Below are 22,109 nucleotides of genomic sequence, written 5' to 3' on the forward strand. Positions count from 1 at the left end.
TTTATTACCAAGGAGAATTACTGATGGATCTGCAGCTTAAAGACCGGACAGTTATCGTCACGGGGGCAAGCTCCGGAGTCGGGCTCGCCACGGCCCGCTATTTGTTGGGCGAAGGTGCCCGCGTGGCTGCCTGCGCCCGCGACATGCAGCGGTTGTCTGCGGCGTTTGAAGAATTCACTTTTGCGGATCCGGATCAGATACTGCTTGGCACCTGCGACGTGACGGACAAGTCCAAGACTGATGCCTTCGTCGCCCTGACCAATGACCGCTTTGGCGGTATTGACGGCTTGGTGTGTAATGCCGGTCGCTCTCTGATGGCGACCTTGGATGAGACCAGCGAAGAACAATTCCGCGAGGAATTTGAGCTGAAGATCTTCGGTGCCTGGAACATGGTTCGTTCGGCACGGGGCGAATTGGCGCGCTCGGGCCAAGGCTCGATTGTCAACGTCAATGCGATCCTGTCCCGCCAGCCGGAAACCCGTCTGGCGGCAACCTCAGCGGCTCGGGCCGCGCTATTGAACCTTACCCATTCGCTCTCCGCGGACCTTGCACCCGAAGGAACCCGAGTCAATTCGGTGCTCCTTGGCTTGATCGACACCGGACAATGGCGCCGCCGGTTCGAAGTGGCTAATACCACGCAGAGTTACGAAGAGTGGAGCGCAGAGATCGCATTGGACCGCGGTATCGGAATGGGACGTTTCGGGACCGCCGAGGAAGTGGCCTATCACATCGTCACCATGCTATCCCCGCTCAGTGGTTTTACCACCGGTGCCTCGGTGGATGTCGGTGGTGGTGTTGGCCGCTACATCTAAGCCCGGCCTCCGCTGACCCTCGAACTTGCTCGAGGGTGCATCAGCAATAAGACCGAGTGCGGAATTTCCGGCACCCTTGATTTTGGTGCAATGCATGCGAAAAAGACCAGCAGGAGAAGCTGTTTCGCTGGTATATGTCTCTTTACAGATTTCTGAACGAAGAAAGAATGCCTAATGACAAGCTTTGACCTCGGCTTCGAGGATCTCGATCTTGAACCGGTTTCCACCACCAACAACCAGAAATTTGGCGTTGTGTGCTTGCCCGCACGCAACGACTCCGCATCCTGGTACATGAATCAGGTTAGTGCCTTGAACGCCTCCACATGGAATGCGGAGATGCCCGAGGAAGATGAAGCCTCGATCGGCCGATGGGTGGAAGCAGCCGCTGCCCATCTCAGGGCAGCCGGTGATCGCCCAGTAAACGTCATCGCGTCGGGCGAGACCGCCCTGGGGGCAATTCTGCTGGCAGCTGCGCATCCAGAACTCATGACGAGCCTAATTCTCGGTGATCCGGAGGTGGACGTCACCAGCGAGCTTTTCACTCGGGCAGTTAAGCGCATCCGGACGCCAACGCTTGTCATCGCTGCAACACCCGAGAGGGACACCGACATTTCAATTTCCCAGGGCATCGCCGGTGGAATCGACAATGGGGTCTTCGTCATCATCGATGATTGTGCCGTTCCGGCTCACCACAACAAACACGATTCGTTCAATGAATGGACAAGTTCATTTATCAGGATCGCCGAAGGTCTACATACCTTTGGCCAGTCGCAGGAGGAAAATAATGTCTGAACAGTACCTGGAACCCAACCAGACTCGTAATGGCCCCGCCACGGCCTACGAATTGAAGCTAGCTGGTTCGTTGTCGGAGGTCTTTTCCACCGGTACACACGACTTGCCTGGAATCATCAACGGGCTCAACGCCTTGGGCCTGCATGCCCCAGGCGGTACCGCCTGGAACGAAGAGAATTTTCGCGCTGAAATGAAACGATTGGGAGCATAGATCATGACAACTTCAACAGTGTCCGCAGTCGCGGGTCGCGCCAAGGGTACAGGACTCAAGAAGCGCTACGTTGTGGGAACCCGGAGGGAACTCGACGCCGGGGAACTAGCGGCAACAGGCCTCCGGGACCGCTGGTACCCCATTTATCCCTCGCGTTTCGTGGGTGTAGGTGACATGGTCAAGGTCAAGCGACTGAACGTCGATTGGCTGTTGTTTCGGGATTCGACCGGACAGATCCGTATGCTTGAAGACCGTTGCCCGCACCGCAGCGCACCGCTATCGGTTGGCCAGCACCTAGGTGACCGGGTGGCATGTAAGTACCACGGTGTCCAAATCGATGGTGAAGGCAAGGTAGTTTCCGTCCCCGGCATGCCGGGCTGTGCCCTTGAGGGCAAGATCGCGACCCCGTCGCTGAAGGTGTTCGAAGCCGCTGATACGATCTTTGCATTCGTTCCGCTGACAGTGGACTCGGTCCCAACTGAATTTGAACTGCCCGAGCGGTTGGCTAACCCTGATGTTTCTTGGTTCCCGAACTATGCGGAATGGGCCGGGCCATGGCGCTTCTACATGGACAACGTGCTGGATCCAATGCATGGTGCATTCCTGCATAGTGACTCGCATTCAATGTTTGGCGGGGACACCAGCGCCAGGTTCCGCATCCGCGAGACCGAACGTGGATTCTTCTTTGAAAAGACGGATCAGCGCGGCGTGAACTTTGACTGGGTCGAGTTTGTGCGTGGCGCGATGGACCACGTGGACCTCGAAATTCCATACGGGCCCTCCGCGGGGCCCGGCGGAACATTCGGCATTGTCGGAATGTCGACGCCCATTGATGCCGAAAACTCCGCCATCTTCCACTGGCGTACCCGGACGGTATCCGATTGGGAGCGGGATGTATGGCGATTCATGTACAAAACGGTGCTTGAGGAAAAGCACTGGGCGGTACTTGAACAGGACCGTGCAGTCCTGGAGGTCCTGGCGGCAGACGCCGACAAGGAAGAAAACATGTATCAGCATGACCTGGGTGTTGCACGCATCCGCCGACTGTACGCTGCGGACGCAGTGGAACAGGCGGCCGTCATTGCCGGTGGCTCCGCCTAAATGAGGCAACAATCTCCGGGGTCCGTCGTTGATGGCAACGGCGGGCCTTCGGATTCCGCCATGATGATTACGGTCTTGTTGCGACACGACCAAACCCAACATTTGGAACAGATCCAGGCTTCGTTGGAAGAACGAGACTGGTGGAACGGGTTTCCTCCGAACGGATGCGAAATCGTTTCCTGGGTTGTCGCCATGGGAATCGGCCAAATAGTCACCCTGCGCTTTCCCGCATGCAACCTCAACGAGGTCAATGTGGAACTTGAGCGTCGTGCATGGGGTGTCTTTTCCACCGAATTCTACCCAACCTACGACTTTCTTCCGGTTCGGGAGCGGCTGAAGCGGGAATCGAACGAGCGGACGGGGCGATGAACGCAGCCACTCCAGGGGGCGTCCCTGCCCCTCCGAAACCAATGATGTTCAGCAACGCCAGGGTCCATCACGGTCACTTCACTATCTCGGGAATGCATGCCGGGGGATCGGACGCCCAAGGAACCTACGAGCAGGCGGTGGAAACGTTCCGCCGCATAGAGCTACTGGCAGCTGAATGTGGTGCTTCCCTAGACGACATCATGGCGCTTCGCATCTACTTGCTGGACATCGACGAAAAGGGTGAAGTGGGCAGGGCCCGGGCCGAGGTGTTTTCAGGGGCGTTCCCCTGTTCGACGCTAGTCGAGGTTTCTGCATTGGTGGAACCGCAGCTGAGAGTGGAAATTGAGGCTCAAGGTATCGTTGGCTCCGCGGCATCGCAGTAGAAGTTCCTCGACAGTCACCAAAACAACGCGAAAGCGAAACCATTCGAATCGGCCGGCGAGATCCACCCCGTAGATGGGGGAATCGCCGGCGGGTTTGAAAGTTTGGTGGAATGCAGCGGATAACAGGGCAAGTGCCAACTGGCCCGTGAGTGAATCTGAGTGTGCCTTGTCCGTCGTGCCACTCAAGAAATGCCGAGAACTGTAACTGAGTTTTGGGTCGGATGAGACACCAATGGTCCGGTCCCCACTGGGGACCCGACCATTGGTGTGTTGCGCTGTGGTTAGCGGGTGACGCCGTGCATTTCGGAGGATGGCGGGTAGAAGGGGAGGGCTGGCTTTTTGGCTCCGATGATGACGCAGATGATGGCGTCGGTTTCGGAGACGGTGCGGAGGCTGCGGGGGACGCCGGCCGGGACGCGGATGAGGTCGCGGTAGCCCAGGATACGGCTGGCTTTCTTGGTGCCGTCTTCGACATCGTGGACACTGAATTCCACTTCGCCTTCGAGGACGAAGAAGACCTCTTCGACGTCGGGGTGGGTGTGCTCGGGGCCGACGCATCCGGCGGGGAGCACCATGTTGGAGAAGGTGAAGTTTTCTGCCTGAAGGATGTTGTTGTCGTCGGAGTGGTCACCGGTGGCGCCGGATCCGATGTAGCGGACCTGTCCGCGGCGGAACTTTTCGCCCATTTTGGTCTGGAACTTGAGGGTGTCGAAGTCGACGATTCGGCTTTCGCTGGAGGCGATTGAGGAATCGATCAATTCCTCGAGTGCGGTTGTCGTTTCGGTGGTGGTTTCGTTCATGACTGGACCTTTCTCGGCACATGCATCGGTTCTGAAGCTTTACCCGAAGGCCTAGCTTCTGACATATAAGTATCTTAAGACTAAGTTACATTGCTGACGTTGGCAAGGCTCTTTTTTGACGATCTTGTAAACCCTTCCGCTCGCTGTGAGACTTAGGATTGAGATTGATAATTGGCGACGAATGCTAGGGGCGAATCAGTGGGCAAGACAACGTCAGCGGTGGAAAATGACGCGGTAGATGCGATCATGGCAGACTGGGCCCGGGAACGACCGGAATTGGACCCGAGTACGCTGGCGGTTTTTGGGCGCCTTCCCCGCCTGGTTGCCCAGCAGCGAATAATCCAAAATGTGAACTACAAGGAGCATGGCTTATCCCTTGCTTCCTTTGACGTGTTGGCGAATCTTCGTCGGTCGGGAGCCCCGCACCGCAAGACTGCCGGGGAATTGGCAAGCTCCTCCATGTTGACCACGGGAGGCATTACCTTCCGACTGGACCGGATGGAGGAACAGGGCCTGATCGAACGTGTGCGCACACCGAGCGACCGCCGGGTTGTATATGCCCAGCTGACGGCCCAGGGCAAGAAGGTCATTGATGAAATCATCGAGAAGCATTTTGAGACCCAGCAGAAAATGCTTGGAGGGCTATCGCCCGACGAAACAAGGAAACTCGCCGCGCTCCTTCGGAAAGCCGAATCTTCAATTAACGAATATGCAGATCACATCGCTAATTCGGTTGAGTAGGGAATGCGGGATTCGCCATCGAGTGACTGGGTGCGTGTAGCTCACTGACGTCTGGGGGCAGCTAGGTCTTCTTTGTGGCCAAGGAATATGGCATGGCAGGGAGTTGGGCCAGCCGGCGCGGAGTGCGTTGAATGACCCTAGCCGCGGTGTTCGGCAGTTTCTGGCGGGTAGCTGATCCCGCGCCATCGACTCGCCAGATATTCGAGCAGGGAATGGCGCGGGCCGATCCCCTAAGCTTCTGGCCGGGGCCGCTTTGGGGGCGTGGCGGTATTTTCGGGGCACCTCCCCGCGGCGTGGGACTGCGATTTGTCCCTCGCATGAGAGCGCCCCGGCAACCTGGAACTGGTGTCCAGCTGCAAAATTTAGGGTTGACCGGGTCCGGGTCTGGCGATAAGTTCCGGCAGTGGCCGGCGCTTGCCAATGGTGCCGCACGTGCACGGGAATCTCACAGTGTCAGCCCACTTCGCGTGCAAGTGACGTCTGGAAAAATCTGAGGGTCGTGCCCGCCGGCGGTTGGGGGCCCGCGGAAAGCGCTGGGAGCTTCGCGGTCGGCTCGCTTCCACATGGCGCTTGTGCGGATGGCGCAATGTCGACACACCTCACGTCCGGTGGACGCTCCCGGTATCGGATCCCGGCATCCGGACTATGCGCTCGCGAGGATACGACGGTTTGGGAGTCCGCTTCATTGACCATATTTGAATGATGTGTTCAAATATAAACACATCAACTGAGGGAGAAGATAATGTCCAGGATCGGAATCAGTGGCGCTGGAATCGGTGGGCTCGCTGCAGCCATTGCGTTAAGCCGAAGGGGGCACGATGTGGTTGTTTTTGAGCAGGCACCAAAATTTGCCAGGGTGGGTGCCGACATTAACCTCACCCCGAACGCGGTAAACGCGCTGGATGGACTGGGCGTTGGGGAAGAGCTGCGTAAGACCGCTGCGCGGCCGACGCACCGAATCAGCCGCACCTGGGATACGGGCGAAGAAACCTCGAGACTGGAAATGTCCCAAGCGGCAGAGGACCAGTATGGTGCACCCCAACTGACTATGCACCGGGCGGATCTTCTGACGGCCATGGAGACTGCACTTCCGCGTGGGATCGTTGAGCTGGGACGCAAGCTTGTCTCGGCAACACAGGACGGATCCGTAGTGAACCTGGAGTTCGCCGACGGGAATAAGGACACCGTTGACGTCCTTGTCGGCGCCGACGGCATCCACTCGGCCGTGCGCGAGTCGATCTTCGGCCCCGAACACCCTACCTTCACCGGCGTCGTAGCCTACCGAGCGGTTGTACCTGTTTCACGCTTGGGAGATCTGCCCAACGTCGAGGCATTCACCAAGTGGTGGGGCGATGACAAGGACACCCAGATCGTCACCTTCCCGCTGAACAGCGGCAAGGACGTCTTCATCTTTGCCACGACACCGCAGGATTCCTGGCGTGAAGAGTCATGGACGCTTCCAGGATCTGTTGAGGAATTGCGTGAATCCTATGCAAGCTTCCACCCCGAGGCGCGTCAGCTACTTGGCGCATGCGATGAGGTGCTGAAATCTGCGCTCTACGTCCGCGACCCATTACCTAGCTGGGGGCAGGGGCGGATCACCTTGCTCGGCGACGCGTGCCACCCGATGATGCCGTTTATGGCACAGGGTGCAGGGCAGGCGATCGAAGATGGAATCGTCTTGGCTCGTTATCTCGACGCTGTCGGCGACGGCTCGGTCGAGCAAGCCCTGCTGGACTATGCAGACATGCGTCGGGAACGCACAGCAAAAATCCAAATGGGATCCCGGGAAAACAGCTGGCTCAAGACCGGTGGGACTGCGGATTGGGTGTATGAATACGACGCTTGGAACGTGCCGTTGGGACGATCTGCCCAAATTGAGCGAGTTTCCTGAAATACTTGATCCGGTGACTACCGATACCCCCGCAGACTCGCCGACGTTACGCACATTCCGCCTCTTGCAACACATTGCGTCCGGCGGCAAAACCGCCAATCTCAGCGAACTGTCACGCGAAACGGGCATCAATCGCGCCACTGCCATGCGGCTATTGGAGGATTTGGAAGAAGCCGGCGTCATTGAGCGTGGCCGAGGTGGGCACCGACCGGGTATCGAACTGCTGAAGCTGGCGGCCACGTCCCTGAGCGGGCAAGACCTTCCGGGTCTGGCGCGCTCAGTGATGGAACGTTTGGGTGCACAGCTGGGGCTGACTGTGTATCTAGCGATCAGGCAGGGACGCAATATCCTCTACCTGCTCCGCGAAGTTCCTCAAACGCCCCTGGTGAGCAACATTTCCATAGGAAGTGTGATCCCGGCCCACCTAACGACACCCGGACGTGTGCTGCTGGCCCAATGCTCGGAAAAAGAGATCGAGGAGCTGCTGGGCCCGGATCCCTTGGAGAAAGCGAACTCCCAAGGACCCTCAACGCTTGCCGAATTGCGGCCCTTGTTGGGGGCGGCAAGAGCTGATGGCTGTGCCTGGAGCGAATCGGGATTTGAAGCGGGGATTAGTTCCTGTGCAGCCCCTGTCCTAGGCAGGGATGGTCAGGCAATAGCCGCAATCAGTGTGGTGGGACCGAGCGAATCATTTGCGCCGGACGGCGATCGTCACTTTAGGGGCGTAGTGCAGGGGAGTGTCATCGGAGCGGCCCGTGACCTCTCCGATCTACTACGCGGGATTCAATAAAGCAGGTCTCTGTGCATTGTCCGCACCAGCCGGACGCGGATGAAGGCAACGCCAAGCTAATAGTGGCTTTCACCCACCTTCTTGGAAGTGTGCGAGGCAGTATGGCCTCGTAGCACCGCTGCATCTTCAATTAATCGCCTCCTGCGGAGAAGCTGTACCGACACGGTTAAATTTAATCTTGACACAAAGTATCTTATTGCTGATATTCTTTGGGTGTGGTCGACCAATCAGGGTGTCGCCGTGGCTTGAGTTGGTCGTGCAAGAACCTGCGGCCTGGGTAGGGTCCCGACAAGAGGACGAGAAGGCTGTCATCCCGAACATTTCCAAAAACCCTGACCATCAGAATTTTTCACTAAAAGAAGAGGAGCGGGACCCATGGTTCACCTTCGCTTCGTACTCAATTAGTAGAACTCAAAACGAGTCCACCTTGGCCCCGAAAGAAGGCTGGAACCATGAATTTCTTTGCAGCAGAGCCTGTTTGCAATCTGCGTGCCCTGCGTTCGGTATCCCTGAAGATGCCGGAGTTGACGTCGACGAAGGATTTTTACCACGAGGTTTGGGGTCTTTCCACCGTTGAGGAGGATGGGGACAAGTTTTGGTTGCGGGGTACGGGGGACGAGCACCATATCCTGAGGCTTGAGAAGGGTGAGCAGAATGCCTTGGGCAGTATTTCCTTTGCTCTTGCTACACCGCGGGATGTTGATGAGGCGGCCAGGAGGCTGGAGGAGCTGGGGATTCCGTTGTTCCGCGAGCCCGGTCCGTTGGATGATGCCGCGGGCGGGTATGGCTTGCAGCTGGTGGATCCGGAGGGGCGCCTGGTGGAGCTTTCCGCGGACGTTTTTGCCGTGGCCAAGCAGGAGCCGGCCGGGAGGCGTGCCATTCCACGCAAGATTGCCCACGTCGTGCTGAACACCGTTGATATCGATCGGGCCACTGCCTTTTACACCCAAGTGTTGGGCATGCGGATTTCGGATTGGTCGGAGCACCAGATGGCTTTTTTGCGGTGCAACTCCGAACACCACGTGATTGCGTTCAACCAGGCCCCGTGGACGGCGGTGAACCATGTTGCCTACGAGATGCAGAGCATTGACCACTTCATGCGGGGGATCGGGAGCTTGAAGACCAACGGGATCACCCCGCAGTGGGGTCCCGGGCGCCATGGCCCGGGTGACAACACCTTCTCGTACTTCACCGATCCGGCGGGCCTGGTCTGCGAGTACACCTCGGAGGTAGCTCAGGTGGATGAGGACAGCTGGCTGTGCCGGACGTGGAAGCGGACCCCGGAATTGTCAGATCAGTGGGGGACCGCTGGTCCTCCGACCACTGAGGTGCGTTCGGCGATGGCGGGAATCCCTGATCAGGGGTACCGTTCCCTGGTGGTTCCCGGTGACCCCGGCTATTTCTCGGTTCCGGAGTTGAGCGATGTCAATACACACTAACGGCTGACTTCTGCCCGAACCCGCAGCCACTAATTTGGCGAAGCGGCCCATCCGGGATCTTTGCTCCCAACCCCTCCGCGTCGTTGGAGTCACCAGCTCCAAAATAAACGGGGTGCGACAACGGAAACGGGAAGAAGCATTGTTCATGTTCCCAAACCTGGGACCACATACACTCCCTAACTTTTAGTCCATAGTGCCATGAAAGAGACCACAAAATGTCAGTAGAACTGTCACCAGAAATCCAGAAGGAAGCCACCGGCGGCGATGTCTTGGTTCAAGTCATGCGAAGGCACGGAGTTGACACCGCATTCGGTGTCATCAGCATCCACAATTTGCCACTGGTTGAAGCGGTCGACCGGGAACTAAATTTCGTTGCTGTTCGCCACGAGGCAGCGGCAGTCAATGCCGCCGACGCCTACTCGCGGGCTTCAGGGAAAGTTGGTGTAGCGATAACCAGTACGGGGACGGGAGCAGGTAACGCCGCCGGATCAATGATCGAAGCGCTCACCGCCGGAAGTCGTGTCTTGCACATCACCGGCCAGATCGACAGCGAATTTATGGGCTCTAATCGCGGGGTGATCCATGAGGTTCCGCGGCAGCTTGAAATGTTGGAATCAGTTTCGGGTTGGGCCAGGACCATTTTCAACGCTAAAGACGTGGAAGCGGATCTCGAAGAGGCTATTAGCCATCTGGGGACCGCACCATACTCTCCTGCCAGCATTGAATGGCCCACAGACTTGCAGTATCTTTCGGCACCCGAAGAACAGCGCCCCATTGAACAAACCGCGATCACGAAGCCAGAGATTGACCAAGCTTCTGTGGCACGGACAGTGGAATTGCTATCTCGCGCAAAGCGGCCGCTGATTTGGGTCGGCGGAGGGGCCGCGGGTGCCGAAAAAGAACTGAGCAGATTACTTGAACGATTCGGTGCCGGCCTGCTGACCAGTAACTCTGGTCGTGGAATTGTTCCGGAAGATAACGAACGGGTAATCGGCAACTTTGCCACAACGCCGGAAGCTACCGCATTGATCGCTGATTGCGACCTCTTCTTGAGCATCGGTACGCATTTCCGCTCCAACGAGACTAAGCACTATGCGATGGCTCTTCCCACACCCCATATCCAGATCAACATTGATCCTGCGGCAATCGGCCGCGTCTACCCAGCAGACATTGGTCTGGTCGGAGATTCCAGCCGAGTGCTGGAAGCGATCGACGAATCGGAATGGTCCAGTGCGCCCGATGCGCAATGGGCTAGTCGAATCAAGCAAACGCGAGACACCGTGCGCAAGAACTTGACTGAATATATCGGCGGCTACGCAGAGATCTGTAAAAGCCTGCGTCGACAGCTCGACCGAGAATCGGTGGTAGCTCGCGACGTCACCATCCCCTCCAGCCAGTGGGGTAATCGACTGCTGGAAATGTATTCAAGGGACACCAATATATTTCCAGTCGGCGGAGGTATCGGTCAGGGGCTAGCCATGGGAATCGGAGCTGCTCATGCCCGTCCCGGAGTTCCAACAGCCGTCATGGTTGGAGACGGCGGACTTGCAGTGCACCTTGGCGAGCTGGCCTCGTTGGCTGGTTCCGGCGCATGGTGCGTGGTACTGGTTTTCAACGACAGCGGATACGGCGTGCTGCGCAATATGCAGCAGGCCAACGGGTTTGCCCAGGCCGCAGTCGATCTTCACACACCCGACTTCAAGTTGCTCTCGGAATCGTTGAACTTACCGTTCTGGAGGGTTCGCGGAGCGGGAACATTCGACCAAGCACTATCCGAGGCGCTGGCAATCTGCGGACCAGCCGTGATTGAGATCGATGTTACGGCGCTGGACCCTGTGCCAGGGTCATTCGTGCCACCGGTTCACATCCCAACCCGAAGCTGAACGCCAAAAACGTAAGTGTTTGTAGCTCTTGTGACTCTTGAGTGGGCGTGACCCCCGATCCTTAACGTCCACACGCCGCTTCCTGCCTAGCGTTCCAGCGCCACTGCGCGCCGTGGAGGTCGAAAGTCGGGGCCGTGTCACCTGGGGATCTGGTATCCGGGGTGGTGGTGGCGGGATGCTGGTGATGCTTGCCGTGTTTGACGCCTGTCTCTTCTTGGTAGGTTGTCCGGCTCGTAGCCTAGCGTGGTGCAGAGGGTTCCACGGGAATCTACTCTTCTATGTCTGTCAAGCTGGGTTCTCCACTGCTGCGGCGGCATTGAGCACCCGGTAAACGCGCCGCGCCAAATAGCTGTTTGATGCACCGGCGGGTTTCCCTGTCGGATTTACCCTCGCCGCGTCGTTTCTCCACGTACGCGCGGGTTTCTGGATCATGGGTTATTCGACACCTCGCGACCGTATGCAAGGCGCTGTTCAGGGACCTGTCGCCACCGCGATTCAATCGGTGCAGGATCGTGTTCCCGGAGGATGCGGGGATTGGGTTCACCCCGGCCAGGGATGCGAATCCCGCCTCGCTACTGAGACGGCCATCGTGCGACCACGCGCTCAGGCACGTCGCTGCGGTCACCGGACCTAATCCCTTCAATTCCAGGAGTGGTGCGGCTTCGCTGGCCTGGAGCAGCTCGTCCAGGTACTTCTCATTGGCCGGCAGTTTCTCATTGAGCTCCAAGACATGTCAGTCAGCCGCACGGCCTCGGTGCGGGCAATGGACAGGAGAGTTCTTCCTCGCGGTAGCGCCACTTTGAGACCTCGGTGATCTGGGTGCCGGTGAGTCTCTTGCGGGAATCGATACCCAGGTCGTTGCCCGTACCAGGGCGTTGAGCGCGTTGACCGATCCGGTGCGGGCCTTGGTCATGGATTCCCGGGCGGTGACGAGGATCCGCAGATCTTGGCGCACCCCGTCATTCAGGCGGGGGTGACGCAGTTTCTCCAACCGGCAGGGGCAGGGTGGACAAGGCGATTTGGTGGGCGCCCAGGGCTGATTTACCCACTCCGCGGTGCTTCTTGGCATCCATTGGTGCCTCGGCGAAATCTGTGGGTCGTCACGATGCCGGCCAGGATCGCTTCGTAGGGCGCGGCGCCCTCGATCGTCGAGAGGGTGTCGGCATCTGCGTTGGTGCGGCGGGCGACCCATGTGATGGCCCGGTTGATGCCGGCCCCGGTGGTGGGGAACTTGCGGGTTTCCAGCAGCACGCCGGTGTTGGCGTCGAGGATTGCGTAGACGTGGTGGCGAGCGTGGGTGTCGACGCCCACAATAAATGGGTGGGAATGCGCGACGATAGGTGTGACGGTCACGGCACCTTTCCGTTGGTGATGGACATGCTTCTGCTGGCCGTCACACGGGCGCGTTAAGTGAGGACCTGAGGGCAAAATCGCGAACCGCTATCCGTCGAGCTATCCTGACATGATGTTGATTTATGTCACATTAAATCTTAGGATAAAGATAGTTAGTAATGTGCTAGATCTTCCTGGGTGGCGTCGGCGTCAGCCCATGACAGGAGCAATATGCGTACCCAACTGCTTGGTTCCGGGCTGATCGCCCAGAGCCAATCATCATTGCCGCCTTTCGTACTACATCGTCCGGCATCACTGCCTGAGGCAATGGAAACGGCGCTCCGGAAGCCAAACGCGCTCATTGTGGCAGGATGTTCCGACCTCGTGGCCCAGTTCCGTGAAGGGTTGGTGCCCGATGAGGTGGTGTCCCTTCAGCGGGTTCCTGAATTGACCGAGATTTCCCACGAAAACGGTGTGTTGAGCATCGGGTCCATGGTTACCCACCACAGGGGTAGTACCAGCCCAGTAGTTAGGGAAGTATCCCTTGCGCTGGCAGAAGCCTGGAAATCGATCGCTACCGTGCGCATTCGCTTCAAGGCAACGATCGGCGGCAACCTCATGTCCCGCCGCCATCGCTATGAAATGCCGATCATCTTATCCGCGGTGGATGCAGAAATGCATTTTTGTGGCGAATCGGGGGACCGTCGGCTACCGGTTTCCGCGTTGTGGGACGCGGAAAAGACCCCGTCGGGCTTGCTGACCAAAGTGACAGTTGAAACCGATTCACTGGACTGGTTCGGCTACGACCGTTCCATGCGCCCGCTCACGACGGTGGCATTGTCCATTCGATCGGAGGGGCCCGCAGGATTGAGGATCACGGCCACGTGTGGCAGTGAATACCGCAAGACTTTCATCATGAGCCATGTCCAGGAGGTGGCCGGGGTCTGGGAGCTCGATGCGCGATCAGTGGCTTCCACGCTTGTGGGGCAGCTTCCCGAAGAGGCCGCCGATTATTCCGGAACGATTGACTATCGCCGCCATCTGGTCGGAGTGTTGTGCCGCAGGCTCCTTCAATCAGCCATTGCAACCGCAAACGAGAGAACGACACTATGACCGTCCAGAATTCCACCGAGTGCGGCTCTGGCTGCCAGAACTGCGCCGATGGCAACACGGCCAATGGCCGCAGTGTCGAGATTGAGTTCACTCTCAATGGGGAAAGCCAGCAACACGTCATCCCCACCAACGTCACGTTGCTTGATTTGTTGCGTGATCGATGCGGCAAGCGCGGAGTCCGGTCGTCGTGCGAACGAAGCGTGTGCGGTGCGTGCACGGTGTTGATCGATGACGTGCCTGTTGCATCCTGTGCGACGTTCGCCTTTGACGTCGACGGTTCCAAGGTAGAAACGGTCGAGAGCCTGGAGATGTCTGACGGCACGCTGAACCCGGTTCAGGAGGCATTCCGCCAGTGCGGAGGTTACCAGTGCGGGTTCTGTACTTCCGGAATGCTGATGCTCACCACGGGATTGCTTCGGGAAAACCCCGCTCCGGAACGCATCGAAATCAGGGACTGGATTAGCTCAAACACCTGCCGTTGCACGGGCTACGAAATGATCATGGAATCGGTGGAACGCGCGGCAGAGCTCACACGTGAAGCAGGAACGGAAGGTGCATGGGCATGACCGCCATCATTGAGGCATCGGTTCAGGCAACCGGGCCGATTGTCGGGAGCGACCGCCCCCGCCTGGATGCAATCCAAAAGGTCACTGGCAGAGCCAGCTACACGGTGGACGTACGCCGGCCGGGAATGCTGCACGCAAAGGTCCTGCGTAGCCCGCACGCCCACGCACGCATCCTTGGCATCGACACATCCGATGCCCTGGCGCTCGAAGGCGTGGAGGCTGTACTTACAGGTGACGATGTTCGCCAACTTGCCAAGTACGGTTCCTTCGTCAAGGACCAGGCGGTCTTGGCTCTGGATGTGGTCCGTTATGTAGGGGATCCAGTCGTGGCGGTGGCGGCCGTTGACGAGCGCACGGCAAGTGCCGCGTTGGACCTGATCCGGGTGGAGTACGAAATTCTGCCCGCAGTCTTTGACATTAAATCCGCGATGGATCCCGAATCACCGTTGATTCATGCCGACCGGGTCGTGGCGAATGTACCTCACTATGGCCCTGGCACGTCGGGTTTTACCCACTCCGCACACAACGTTAACTATGAGTTTCGCTATGAAACCGGTCCCGAGTCGGTGTGGGATGAATGTGACCATATTTTTGAGGACACGTTCACCTTTGGTCGGATGAACCATATGCACCTAGAGCCCTTTGTTTCGGTGGCAGAAGCAACCGATGAACAAATCGAAATCTGGACTTCCACCCAGGCCCCGTTCCAGATCCGTTTGGAACTCTCCGGAGTCTTCGGTCTTCCAGATAACAAGGTCCGGGTCCATGCTCCGATGCTTGGCGGCGGGTTCGGTGCAAAGCACGGACCGCATGCCGAGGCAATCGCGATCGGACTCTCGCAACGTGCCAATGGCAGGCCGGTGCGCTTCTGCATGACAACAGAAGAAGTTTTCCTTTCCTTGACCCAGCACGAAGCGATCCTCACCTTAACCACCGGGGTGAATTCCGATGGCGAATTTATTGCCAGGAACTCACGGGTCTGGCTCAACAGCGGCGCCTATGCGGACCTATCGCCGTTAGTGGTCGAAAAGGCTGGCTACCGGATGGCAGGTGCCTACCGCTGGAAACGCATTGATTCCATCTGTCAAGGGGTTGTCACCAACACTGTTCCTGCAGGTGCCTTCCGCGGGTTTGGGGGGACCCAGGCTTCTTGGGCGAGCGAACGCCAGGTGGATCTTGTGGCTGAACGTTTGGGAATGTCCCCGTTTGAGCTTCGACTCAAGAACTTGAAGGATCTGGGCGAGGCCTATGTCCCCGGGGAAACCCCGGTCGACTCAGACCTTAAGCTTGGACTTAACCTTGTCGCAGACACAATCGGATACAAGGACCGGCAGAGAACTCCGGGCCGCGGTATGGGTGTGGCCATCGGGATGAAGGATGGCGGTGGCGTGAACAAGCCGGCGCAGGCCCGGGTGAAGATCAGCAGCAACGGCTCTGTATTTTTGAATTGCGCCCTGACCGAAATGGGGCAGGGCGGGCACTCCGCTATGTGCCAGATAGTTGCCGAAGTCTTGGGGTGCGAACCCGTCGACGTCACCTATGCTGCGATCGACACCGACAATTCCCCGTACTGCCAGGGCACCAATGCCTCGTCGGGAATTGCTGTTATGGGCCGTGCGGTTCGCCAGGCAGCGGAAAAAGCCAAACGCGCAGTGCTTGACTACGCTGCTGAGCAGTTGGACAGGGAAAGCGCGGAACTCAGCTTGGTCGGGTGGTCTGTTGAGGACAGCGAGGGTGTGGGCCATCCACTCAAGAAACTGGTCATGCAGAACTTTGGTGCGCTCGGATTCGAATTCATTGGGGAAGGGTTCTTCAAGGCAACTCGCTCCACGGAATCACCGCTGGAAGCCCCCTGCGTATTTTGGGAAATAGGCTGGGCCGCGGCCGAGGTCGATGTGGATCTCGAAACCGGGAAAGTCACGCTCCTTCAATTGGTTGTCAGCGGCGATGCAGGAAAGGTCATCAACAAGATCGGCTGCCGAGGCCAGGACGAAGGTGCCGCGGTGTTCGGTTTGGGGCAGGCGCTGTTTGAGGAGCTGCGCTTCGAGGACGGTGTGCTGCTCAACGCGGAGGCGCTGCTCTACCGGGTCCCCCTCGCCGAGGACATCCCGGAAACTTTCACGTCCATTACGCAGGCACAGGGGCATGGAGGAGGACCTTTTGGTGCCAAGGGCATGGGAGAAGGGACAATGCTTCCAATTGCTCCGGCCATTGCCCAGGCCGTCGCGGATGCCACCGGCGCACAGCTCACCGGACTGCCCATGACGCCCCAGCGGGTATACATGGCCTTGCAAGCCGTCGGCAACGATTCCGGGGCATACTGAATTCCATGCGTGAGGTAATGAAAGGCCTCGAAAGGGCGCAGGCCACCGGCGAATGTCTAGCCCTGGCCACAGTGGTACGAACCGAAAAATCGGCTCCACGGGCCATTGGCACCTCGATGTTTGTCACCGAATCGGGCCAACCCGTTGGTTCGGTTTCCGGTGGGTGCGTGGAGGCGGCGGTGATGGCCGCCGCAGAAGATGTGCTGGAATCCGGGATGCCGGAACTGCACAGTTTCGGAATCAGCGATGACCTCGGGCTTGAAATCGGCCTGACCTGTGGCGGCACCATCGAAATCCTCATCCAACCTTACGAACCGGCGACCCGGTCCGACTTTGCCGCATTGCAACAGGCCTTGGCGTCGAACATCGATTGTGCCATGGTGACGGTCTTCGACGGGCCCCAGGGATTGCCCGGCCGGTCCGAATTGGTACTGCGCGGTGAAGAAGTTTCGGGGCTCCTCGACGGGGCTGGGCTCTCCACCCAAACGGTTGATGAGGCCTCGCGCCGCGTAGCGGATGCATTGGCCAAGGGAAGGTCGGCTTCGATCAGGGTGGCTGGGGTCGTTTCCATGCTCATTGACGTGTATAAAAGCCCGCGCAACCTGCTGATCTTTGGAGCCATAGATTTCACCACGTCCTTGGCCGAACTCGGCCGGTTCTTGGGATTCCATGTCATTGTTTGTGACGCCCGTTCGGTCTTCGCCACGCCTGAACGGATTCCAGCGGCTCATCAAATTGTGATCGAACAGCCGTGGCGGTACCTGGAACGGCAAATCAATGAAAAGAGCCTCCCCCTAGACACGGCCGTTTGCGTACTGACCCATGATTCCAAGTTCGATATCCCCGTATTGGACATGGCCTTGAAGCATGGCTTCTCCTATGTGGGGGCGATGGGGTCCCGGCGCACCGATGGCGAACGGCGGGGAAAGCTGACGTCGATGGGACATGGTTCCGAAACCCTGTCATCGCTTCGCTCTCCCATCGGACTGGACTTGGGGGCGCGCACCCCCCATGAGACGGCTTTGTCAATCATGGCCGAGATTGTGGCAAGTACGTCCGGAACCTCCGGCCTGCCCCTGCACCGCATTGACGTACCAATACACGAGAGGGATGAAGCTGCCGCAGGAACCACGGGATCCTTGGCATCCAAGGCAGGGCACTGGGCGCCGGACTGTACCGATGTGCAAAGTGCAGAGCGGAACATTCGCTGAGGCGAGAGTTCGGATTGTTCGACCGCCTCCCGGATAGTGAACATAGTTGCAAGCGAGCTATTTACCGGGGTGGTAATCATTCGTTCCGGCCGACGGTGGGAAGGCTCGGTTCTGGCGTTTCAGTGCTCGTACCAGCTTGGACCCGTCATGGGTGCTGAACGGAGCAAACTGGGCAGGCCAAGCGCGCACCAAAACTCTTCGGTTTGGGATAACTGTGGGTCTTCGGCCATTTTCGAGGAACCCGAAGCAATCACGCGCAAACGCCGAGACGCGGCGCCAGCTCGTGGCTAAGGTTGATGTGGATACTCCAGACCGCAAACGCGAACAGCCGGTCCCGGTTTACCGTCCCTCGGTTGGTCCTGCAAATATTCGTGAAGCCCTGGAATGTAAGACATGAAGAGCGGTTCTGGTTGGTATTCCAGAACCGCTCTTCATGTCTTGCGCTGTGGTTTGTGGGTGACGCCGTGCATTTCGGAGGATGGCGGGTAGAAGGGGAGGGCTGGCTTTTTGGCTCCGATGATGACGCAGATGATGGCGTCGGTTTCGGAGACGGTGCGGAGGCTGCGGGGGACGCCGGCCGGGACGCGGATGAGGTCGCGGTAGCCCAGGATACGGCTGGCTTTCTTGGTGCCGTCTTCGACATCGTGGACACTGAATTCCACTTCGCCTTCGAGGACGAAGAAGACCTCTTCGACGTCGGGGTGGGTGTGCTCGGGGCCGACGCATCCGGCGGGGAGCACCATGTTGGAGAAGGTGAAGTTTTCTGCCTGAAGGATGTTGTTGTCGTCGGAGTGGTCACCGGTGGCGCCGGATCCGATGTAGCGGACCTGTCCGCGGCGGAACTTTTCGCCCATTTTGGTCTGGAACTTGAGGGTGTCGAAGTCGACGATTCGGCTTTCACTGGAGGCGATTGAGGAATCGATCAATTCCTCGAGTGCGGTTGTCGTTTCGGTGGTGGTTTCGTTCATGACTGGACCTTTCTCAAGATGCGGTGTCCTGAGAATGTGGCGAAAAATTTGTGAATTCCCCAGAGATCCATTCTGTCGCTTCTGGTTGTCTCGAAAGTAAGGCGCCTGATGTTCGCGGACAAGCCTTTCGGATAAGTGATCCGATCAAGGGTTGGACTGGGAGACTTAGGGCTAAGATAGTTCTATGAAGACTAAGGAGTGCCGTGAGTACTGAACAGCAAGCCAGCCGCCTCGAGGGCGACTCGGTTGACGATATTTTGGAAGATTGGAAGCGCGAGCGACCAGATCTGGACGCCGAAACGATCGGCGTCTTTGGGCGGCTCCCCAGGGTTGTTGCCCAGCAGCGGGCCATGCAAAACGAGAACTACGAGGAGTTCGGGCTAACACTTGCTTCCTTTGACGTGTTGGCGAATCTTCGTCGGTCGGGAGCCCCGCACCGCAAGACTGCCGGGGAATTGGCAAGCTCCTCCATGCTGACCACGGGAGGCATTACCTTCCGACTGGACCGGATGGAGGAACAAGGCCTGATCGAACGTGTGCGCACACCGAGCGACCGCCGGGTTGTATATGCCCAGTTGACGGCTCGCGGCAAGGAGATTATTGATGCAATCATCGCCAGGCACCTTGAAACACAGCGCCACATGTTGGGCGACATGGAACCTGCAGAAATCGCACAGTTGGCGATGTTGCTGAAGAAGGCTGGGAATTCGATTGCAGCCTACGAGAAGAGCCTCACGCTTTCCGAACTTGCGGTCTAATGACAGCAACTGACGCCGGACCTGTAGACGGGAACGAAATGAAGGCACAGACCGCAAGCCGGATCGGCGTCATCGGGCATGGTGCTGTCGGATCACGGGTGGCGGCAGACCTGGCCGCAGGACGGGTCAACGGCGCCGTACTGGCGGGGATCGTTGTGCGGGGAGTGTTGGTCGATGCTCCTGCGCCACAGCTTGACTTGGCGCAAGCGTTGGAGCAATGCGATCTCATCGTGGAATGCGCCGGACAGGAAGCACTGCTTGCCCATGGAAAGGCGATACTCTGTGCTGGAGTTGACCTGTTGATCACTTCCATGGGGGCACTGGCCGACTCGAGGTTCTTACAGAGCCTGGAAGCGGCAGGTCCGGGCAGGCTTTTTCTGACGTCCGGTGCCATTGGAGGCCTTGACCTGCTGGCGTCCGGTGCCCGCTCCGACGGATACGATAGCGTCGTGGTGACCACGAAGAAACTGCCGTCTTCGTTGCTTCAGCCATGGATGGTCCAGGCCCAGATCGACGAACTCACCGCTGCCACCGAACCTGTGGAAATTTTCTCCGGCTCCGCGCGCGATGCCGCACGACTTTTCCCTAAGTCACTCAATGTGGCCGCCGCCGTGGCTATGGCCATTGGGGATTGGGAGGTGGTCAGCGTGAGGCTCATAGGTGATCCGACGGCCGAATTAACTGAGCATGTGATCGAAGCAAACGGTCCCAGCGGGGAATATTGCTTCGTCATCCGCAACAAACCCTCGCCGGAAAATCCGCGTACCAGTGGTGTGGTTCCGTTCTCGGTGCTCCGCTCCCTGGAATCGATTGTTGGCGTTCGCGGGGGCTTGATCTAGGGCGCATCTTCTTACTCGGCATCCTCGCCCGCAGCATTCTAGAAGTGTCCTGCAAGAGGGGCGGTGTCCTAGTGGTGGGTCAGTGACGGTTTGTCGCAGCCAGCGGAATGCTCCGCCATTGCTGGAGAGTGTCTATTCTGCGATCACGACATTGACTCGTGTGCGGGCCGCCCCTTCGCAGGTCACCGGCCGTCAGCGCGCCTATTCCATGTTGCGGTTTGATCGCATCGAAAGGTGTTGAGCTACGCGTGGTAGCGTTCCAAGACATGGCATACCACCGGGCGTCGTCGGAAAACGTCTCGCGATCCGGGAACACAAGGAGTACCGGCGCCGTGGGACAGAGTGTGCGCCAACTCCGAGGTCCTTAGAGCTCGGGGTTGGCGCGCCAGTGAGAGGCAATATTCTGTTTGGATGTTGCGACTAAAGGATTACTTCAGGTACGTGTGCTGACTTACGTCGGATTCCTTTATGATGCCCTGTTCGACGAGCATGTCGGTTACGGCTTGCAACTTTTCGACCTTCATCTCCGACTCGAAGACCGGCAGCGCCATTTCAGCTGCGACTTCGGGGGTGACGCCGGCAACGCCGGGTAGCCATTCGCGGAATTCGGCCTCCTTGGCGGCGATATCGTTCCCGGCTGCATACATGGCGTCTACGAAGGCCACCACGGTTTTCGGATTCTTCTCGACGAAGCTGTCGCTGGCGACGAATGTTGCCGCGGTCAATTCCGCATTGGGTCCTTGGGTGAGGTCTACAACTTCTCTCAACCCGGATTCCCTGGCAGCCGATGCAAAAGGCTCAGGAAGATAGCCGGCATCGATGGAATCTGCTTGGACGCCAGCCGCTATCTCATTGAAGGGTACTTCGATCCAGTTCGGCTTGATGTCTAGGTGCATAGACGAGGCAAGGTTTTTGAACGTGACGTCCCCGATATTGTTGGTCGTGTTTACGCCGACCGTCTTGCCTGCGAGGTCCTCGAGGTCCTCGATTGGCGAATCTTGCTTGACGAAGATCAGGTTGCTGTGGGGGCCTAGGCTGCTGCTAGAAACCACAGTCGTGACCGGCGCGCCCCCAGCGGTCGCGATAGCAGTGGATATTGAGTTCGCGAAGCTGAAATCCAGCTCGCCCGAGGCGACTTTCTGCACCCCGATTGGACCGCCCTGGAGCGGCTGAACTTCCACACTGAGGCCGACCTTTTCAAAGAATCCATGATCGTCTGCCCAGTAGACGGCGGCATAGTCTGCCAATGGTAGAACACCAACGGTCAACTGTGTTTTCTCCAACTGGCCGTCGCCGCCGGGGGATGGTGCTTGCGCCGCGGTTGGCCCACTGCAGCTCGCCAATGCAAACGTGAGGGCCAAGCAGGCCAGCCCAGCGCTGGCCGTGATGTGTTTCTTCATCCTCGTGTCCTAATCTATATGGCCGGATAACCTGAGTGCAGCCCTAGGCCGATTGATGGCTCGAATTGAATAGCTTCGAACCAAGTAACTTTGCACAAAGAACCTTTGTGTTAAAGGATTCTTGCCCAGGAGAGGCTCTGGGTCAATAGGCGATTGTGAATGGAGCCACTTCCGGGGTCCACGGGTTGGATCGGGGACTTAGCAGAAATCTGCTATCTATTGCATCAAGGGCCCATAAATCTTAGACTTAAGATTCCGAAATCTAATCTAAGGTGAGGTCGTGCTTCGCAATGTCCGCCTGGAAGGTCAAAATGGATCCCCATAATTGCACCAGCGCGGCCACACCGCAGTGTGCTCTTGCCCGGAGTTGAAGCGTCAGGTCG

At 58.2% G+C, this 22,109-nt stretch carries 20 protein-coding genes and 1 pseudogene; 17 read left to right on the top strand and 4 right to left on the bottom strand.

Annotated elements, in window-relative coordinates; all coding sequences use genetic code 11:
- The first annotated feature begins 23 nt into the window (after positions 1-23).
- From Q2T94_RS09920 to Q2T94_RS09945, 6 genes are all read left to right on the top strand, one after another.
- Complete coding sequence (locus Q2T94_RS09920; protein WP_302263998.1) at positions 24-812, top strand: SDR family oxidoreductase; 789 nt, start codon at positions 24-26, stop codon at positions 810-812.
- A gap of 174 nt (positions 813-986) precedes the next feature.
- Positions 987-1,604 (top strand): alpha/beta fold hydrolase, encoded by a 618-nt coding sequence (locus Q2T94_RS09925; RefSeq protein WP_302264000.1) that lies wholly within the window; start codon positions 987-989, stop codon positions 1,602-1,604.
- Positions 1,597-1,815 (top strand): recombinase-like helix-turn-helix domain-containing protein, encoded by a 219-nt coding sequence (locus Q2T94_RS09930; RefSeq protein WP_302264002.1) that lies wholly within the window; start codon positions 1,597-1,599, stop codon positions 1,813-1,815. The genes Q2T94_RS09925 and Q2T94_RS09930 overlap by 8 nt, the downstream gene beginning before the upstream one ends.
- Before the next feature lie 3 nt (positions 1,816-1,818).
- Positions 1,819-2,916 (top strand): Rieske 2Fe-2S domain-containing protein, encoded by a 1,098-nt coding sequence (locus Q2T94_RS09935; protein ID WP_302264004.1) that lies wholly within the window; start codon positions 1,819-1,821, stop codon positions 2,914-2,916.
- A 60-nt stretch (positions 2,917-2,976) separates the two neighbouring features.
- Positions 2,977-3,285 (top strand): hypothetical protein, encoded by a 309-nt coding sequence (locus Q2T94_RS09940; protein WP_302264006.1) that lies wholly within the window; start codon positions 2,977-2,979, stop codon positions 3,283-3,285.
- The gene (locus Q2T94_RS09945; protein ID WP_302264008.1) at positions 3,282-3,668 is read left to right on the top strand and encodes a RidA family protein; all 387 of its coding nucleotides are present in this window, start codon (positions 3,282-3,284) and stop codon (positions 3,666-3,668) included. Before Q2T94_RS09940 ends, Q2T94_RS09945 begins: the two co-directional genes overlap by 4 nt.
- Before the next feature lie 281 nt (positions 3,669-3,949).
- Here the strand turns inward: Q2T94_RS09945 and Q2T94_RS09950 are convergent, their stop codons facing one another.
- Positions 3,950-4,468, bottom strand: a complete 519-nt coding sequence (locus tag Q2T94_RS09950; RefSeq protein ID WP_302264010.1) for a cupin domain-containing protein — start codon at positions 4,466-4,468, stop codon at positions 3,950-3,952.
- Between the two features lie 198 nt (positions 4,469-4,666).
- Between Q2T94_RS09950 and Q2T94_RS09955 the strand changes: the two genes are divergently transcribed.
- The 5 genes from Q2T94_RS09955 (at position 4,667) to Q2T94_RS09975 (ending at position 11,215) form a co-directional block, all read left to right on the top strand.
- Positions 4,667-5,209, top strand: a complete 543-nt coding sequence (locus Q2T94_RS09955; RefSeq protein WP_302264012.1) for a MarR family winged helix-turn-helix transcriptional regulator — start codon at positions 4,667-4,669, stop codon at positions 5,207-5,209.
- 742 nt (positions 5,210-5,951) lie between these two features.
- Complete coding sequence (locus Q2T94_RS09960; protein WP_302264014.1) at positions 5,952-7,103, top strand: FAD-dependent monooxygenase; 1,152 nt, start codon at positions 5,952-5,954, stop codon at positions 7,101-7,103.
- The gene (locus Q2T94_RS09965; RefSeq protein ID WP_302264016.1) at positions 7,087-7,893 is read left to right on the top strand and encodes an IclR family transcriptional regulator; all 807 of its coding nucleotides are present in this window, start codon (positions 7,087-7,089) and stop codon (positions 7,891-7,893) included. Before Q2T94_RS09960 ends, Q2T94_RS09965 begins: the two co-directional genes overlap by 17 nt.
- Positions 7,894-8,345: 452 nt before the next feature.
- Positions 8,346-9,332 carry a VOC family protein gene (locus Q2T94_RS09970; RefSeq protein ID WP_302263993.1) on the top strand — a complete coding sequence of 329 codons (987 nt, stop codon included), beginning with the start codon at positions 8,346-8,348 and terminating at the stop codon, positions 9,330-9,332.
- Positions 9,333-9,547: 215 nt separating this feature from the next.
- Entirely contained in the window at positions 9,548-11,215 is a 1,668-nt protein-coding gene (locus tag Q2T94_RS09975) for a thiamine pyrophosphate-binding protein (protein ID WP_302264018.1), read from the top strand.
- Between the two features lie 285 nt (positions 11,216-11,500).
- Here Q2T94_RS09975 and Q2T94_RS09980 read toward each other — a convergent pair.
- Positions 11,501-12,568 (bottom strand): annotated as a pseudogene (locus tag Q2T94_RS09980) (transposase).
- Positions 12,569-12,778: 210 nt separating this feature from the next.
- On the opposite strand from Q2T94_RS09980, the gene Q2T94_RS09985 reads away from it, so the two are divergent.
- Genes Q2T94_RS09985 through Q2T94_RS10000 form a run of 4 tightly spaced genes read left to right on the top strand, consistent with a single transcriptional unit; the run spans position 12,779 to position 17,761 of the window.
- The gene (locus tag Q2T94_RS09985; protein WP_302264020.1) at positions 12,779-13,660 is read left to right on the top strand and encodes an FAD binding domain-containing protein; all 882 of its coding nucleotides are present in this window, start codon (positions 12,779-12,781) and stop codon (positions 13,658-13,660) included.
- Positions 13,657-14,226, top strand: a complete 570-nt coding sequence (locus Q2T94_RS09990) for a (2Fe-2S)-binding protein (RefSeq protein WP_302264022.1) — start codon at positions 13,657-13,659, stop codon at positions 14,224-14,226. The genes Q2T94_RS09985 and Q2T94_RS09990 overlap by 4 nt, the downstream gene beginning before the upstream one ends.
- Positions 14,223-16,550, top strand: coding sequence for a xanthine dehydrogenase family protein molybdopterin-binding subunit (locus Q2T94_RS09995; protein ID WP_302264024.1), 2,328 nt, complete (start codon positions 14,223-14,225; stop codon positions 16,548-16,550). The genes Q2T94_RS09990 and Q2T94_RS09995 overlap by 4 nt, the downstream gene beginning before the upstream one ends.
- A gap of 17 nt (positions 16,551-16,567) precedes the next feature.
- Entirely contained in the window at positions 16,568-17,761 is a 1,194-nt protein-coding gene (locus Q2T94_RS10000; protein ID WP_302266402.1) for an XdhC family protein, read from the top strand.
- A gap of 431 nt (positions 17,762-18,192) precedes the next feature.
- Here Q2T94_RS10000 and Q2T94_RS10005 read toward each other — a convergent pair whose 3' ends face one another.
- Positions 18,193-18,729, bottom strand: a complete 537-nt coding sequence (locus Q2T94_RS10005; RefSeq protein WP_302264026.1) for a cupin domain-containing protein — start codon at positions 18,727-18,729, stop codon at positions 18,193-18,195.
- 203 nt (positions 18,730-18,932) lie between these two features.
- Here Q2T94_RS10005 and Q2T94_RS10010 point away from each other — a divergent pair, with 203 nt between their 5' ends.
- Both Q2T94_RS10010 and Q2T94_RS10015 read left to right on the top strand, forming a co-directional pair.
- Positions 18,933-19,487 carry a MarR family winged helix-turn-helix transcriptional regulator gene (locus Q2T94_RS10010; RefSeq protein ID WP_302264028.1) on the top strand — a complete coding sequence of 185 codons (555 nt, stop codon included), beginning with the start codon at positions 18,933-18,935 and terminating at the stop codon, positions 19,485-19,487.
- 38 nt (positions 19,488-19,525) lie between these two features.
- A complete protein-coding gene (locus Q2T94_RS10015; protein ID WP_302264030.1) occupies positions 19,526-20,326 on the top strand; it encodes an aspartate dehydrogenase domain-containing protein in 801 nt (266 codons plus the stop codon).
- Between the two features lie 428 nt (positions 20,327-20,754).
- Here the strand turns inward: Q2T94_RS10015 and Q2T94_RS10020 are convergent, their stop codons facing one another.
- Positions 20,755-21,726, bottom strand: a complete 972-nt coding sequence (locus Q2T94_RS10020) for an ABC transporter substrate-binding protein (RefSeq protein WP_302264031.1) — start codon at positions 21,724-21,726, stop codon at positions 20,755-20,757.
- Positions 21,727-22,109: the final 383 nt, after the last annotated feature.

Source organism: Paeniglutamicibacter sulfureus, assembly GCF_030512175.1.
Lineage (GTDB): Bacteria > Actinomycetota > Actinomycetes > Actinomycetales > Micrococcaceae > Paeniglutamicibacter > Paeniglutamicibacter sulfureus.

Bases quoted from the DNA above. Each gene is read 5' to 3' on its own strand.
- Q2T94_RS09920 (WP_302263998.1), top strand. From the start codon at position 24: ATGGATCTGCAGCTTAAAGACCGGACAGTTATCGTCACGGGGGCAAGC.
- Q2T94_RS09925 (WP_302264000.1), top strand. From the start codon at position 987: ATGACAAGCTTTGACCTCGGCTTCGAGGATCTCGATCTTGAACCGGTT.
- Q2T94_RS09930 (WP_302264002.1), top strand. From the start codon at position 1,597: ATGTCTGAACAGTACCTGGAACCCAACCAGACTCGTAATGGCCCCGCC.
- Q2T94_RS09935 (WP_302264004.1), top strand. From the start codon at position 1,819: ATGACAACTTCAACAGTGTCCGCAGTCGCGGGTCGCGCCAAGGGTACA.
- Q2T94_RS09940 (WP_302264006.1), top strand. From the start codon at position 2,977: ATGATGATTACGGTCTTGTTGCGACACGACCAAACCCAACATTTGGAA.
- Q2T94_RS09945 (WP_302264008.1), top strand. From the start codon at position 3,282: ATGAACGCAGCCACTCCAGGGGGCGTCCCTGCCCCTCCGAAACCAATG.
- Q2T94_RS09950 (WP_302264010.1), bottom strand. From the start codon at position 4,468: ATGAACGAAACCACCACCGAAACGACAACCGCACTCGAGGAATTGATC.
- Q2T94_RS09960 (WP_302264014.1), top strand. From the start codon at position 5,952: ATGTCCAGGATCGGAATCAGTGGCGCTGGAATCGGTGGGCTCGCTGCA.
- Q2T94_RS09970 (WP_302263993.1), top strand. From the start codon at position 8,346: ATGAATTTCTTTGCAGCAGAGCCTGTTTGCAATCTGCGTGCCCTGCGT.
- Q2T94_RS09975 (WP_302264018.1), top strand. From the start codon at position 9,548: ATGTCAGTAGAACTGTCACCAGAAATCCAGAAGGAAGCCACCGGCGGC.
- Q2T94_RS09985 (WP_302264020.1), top strand. From the start codon at position 12,779: ATGCGTACCCAACTGCTTGGTTCCGGGCTGATCGCCCAGAGCCAATCA.
- Q2T94_RS09990 (WP_302264022.1), top strand. From the start codon at position 13,657: ATGACCGTCCAGAATTCCACCGAGTGCGGCTCTGGCTGCCAGAACTGC.
- Q2T94_RS09995 (WP_302264024.1), top strand. From the start codon at position 14,223: ATGACCGCCATCATTGAGGCATCGGTTCAGGCAACCGGGCCGATTGTC.
- Q2T94_RS10000 (WP_302266402.1), top strand. From the start codon at position 16,568: ATGAAAGGCCTCGAAAGGGCGCAGGCCACCGGCGAATGTCTAGCCCTG.
- Q2T94_RS10005 (WP_302264026.1), bottom strand. From the start codon at position 18,729: ATGAACGAAACCACCACCGAAACGACAACCGCACTCGAGGAATTGATC.
- Q2T94_RS10015 (WP_302264030.1), top strand. From the start codon at position 19,526: ATGAAGGCACAGACCGCAAGCCGGATCGGCGTCATCGGGCATGGTGCT.
- Q2T94_RS10020 (WP_302264031.1), bottom strand. From the start codon at position 21,726: ATGAAGAAACACATCACGGCCAGCGCTGGGCTGGCCTGCTTGGCCCTC.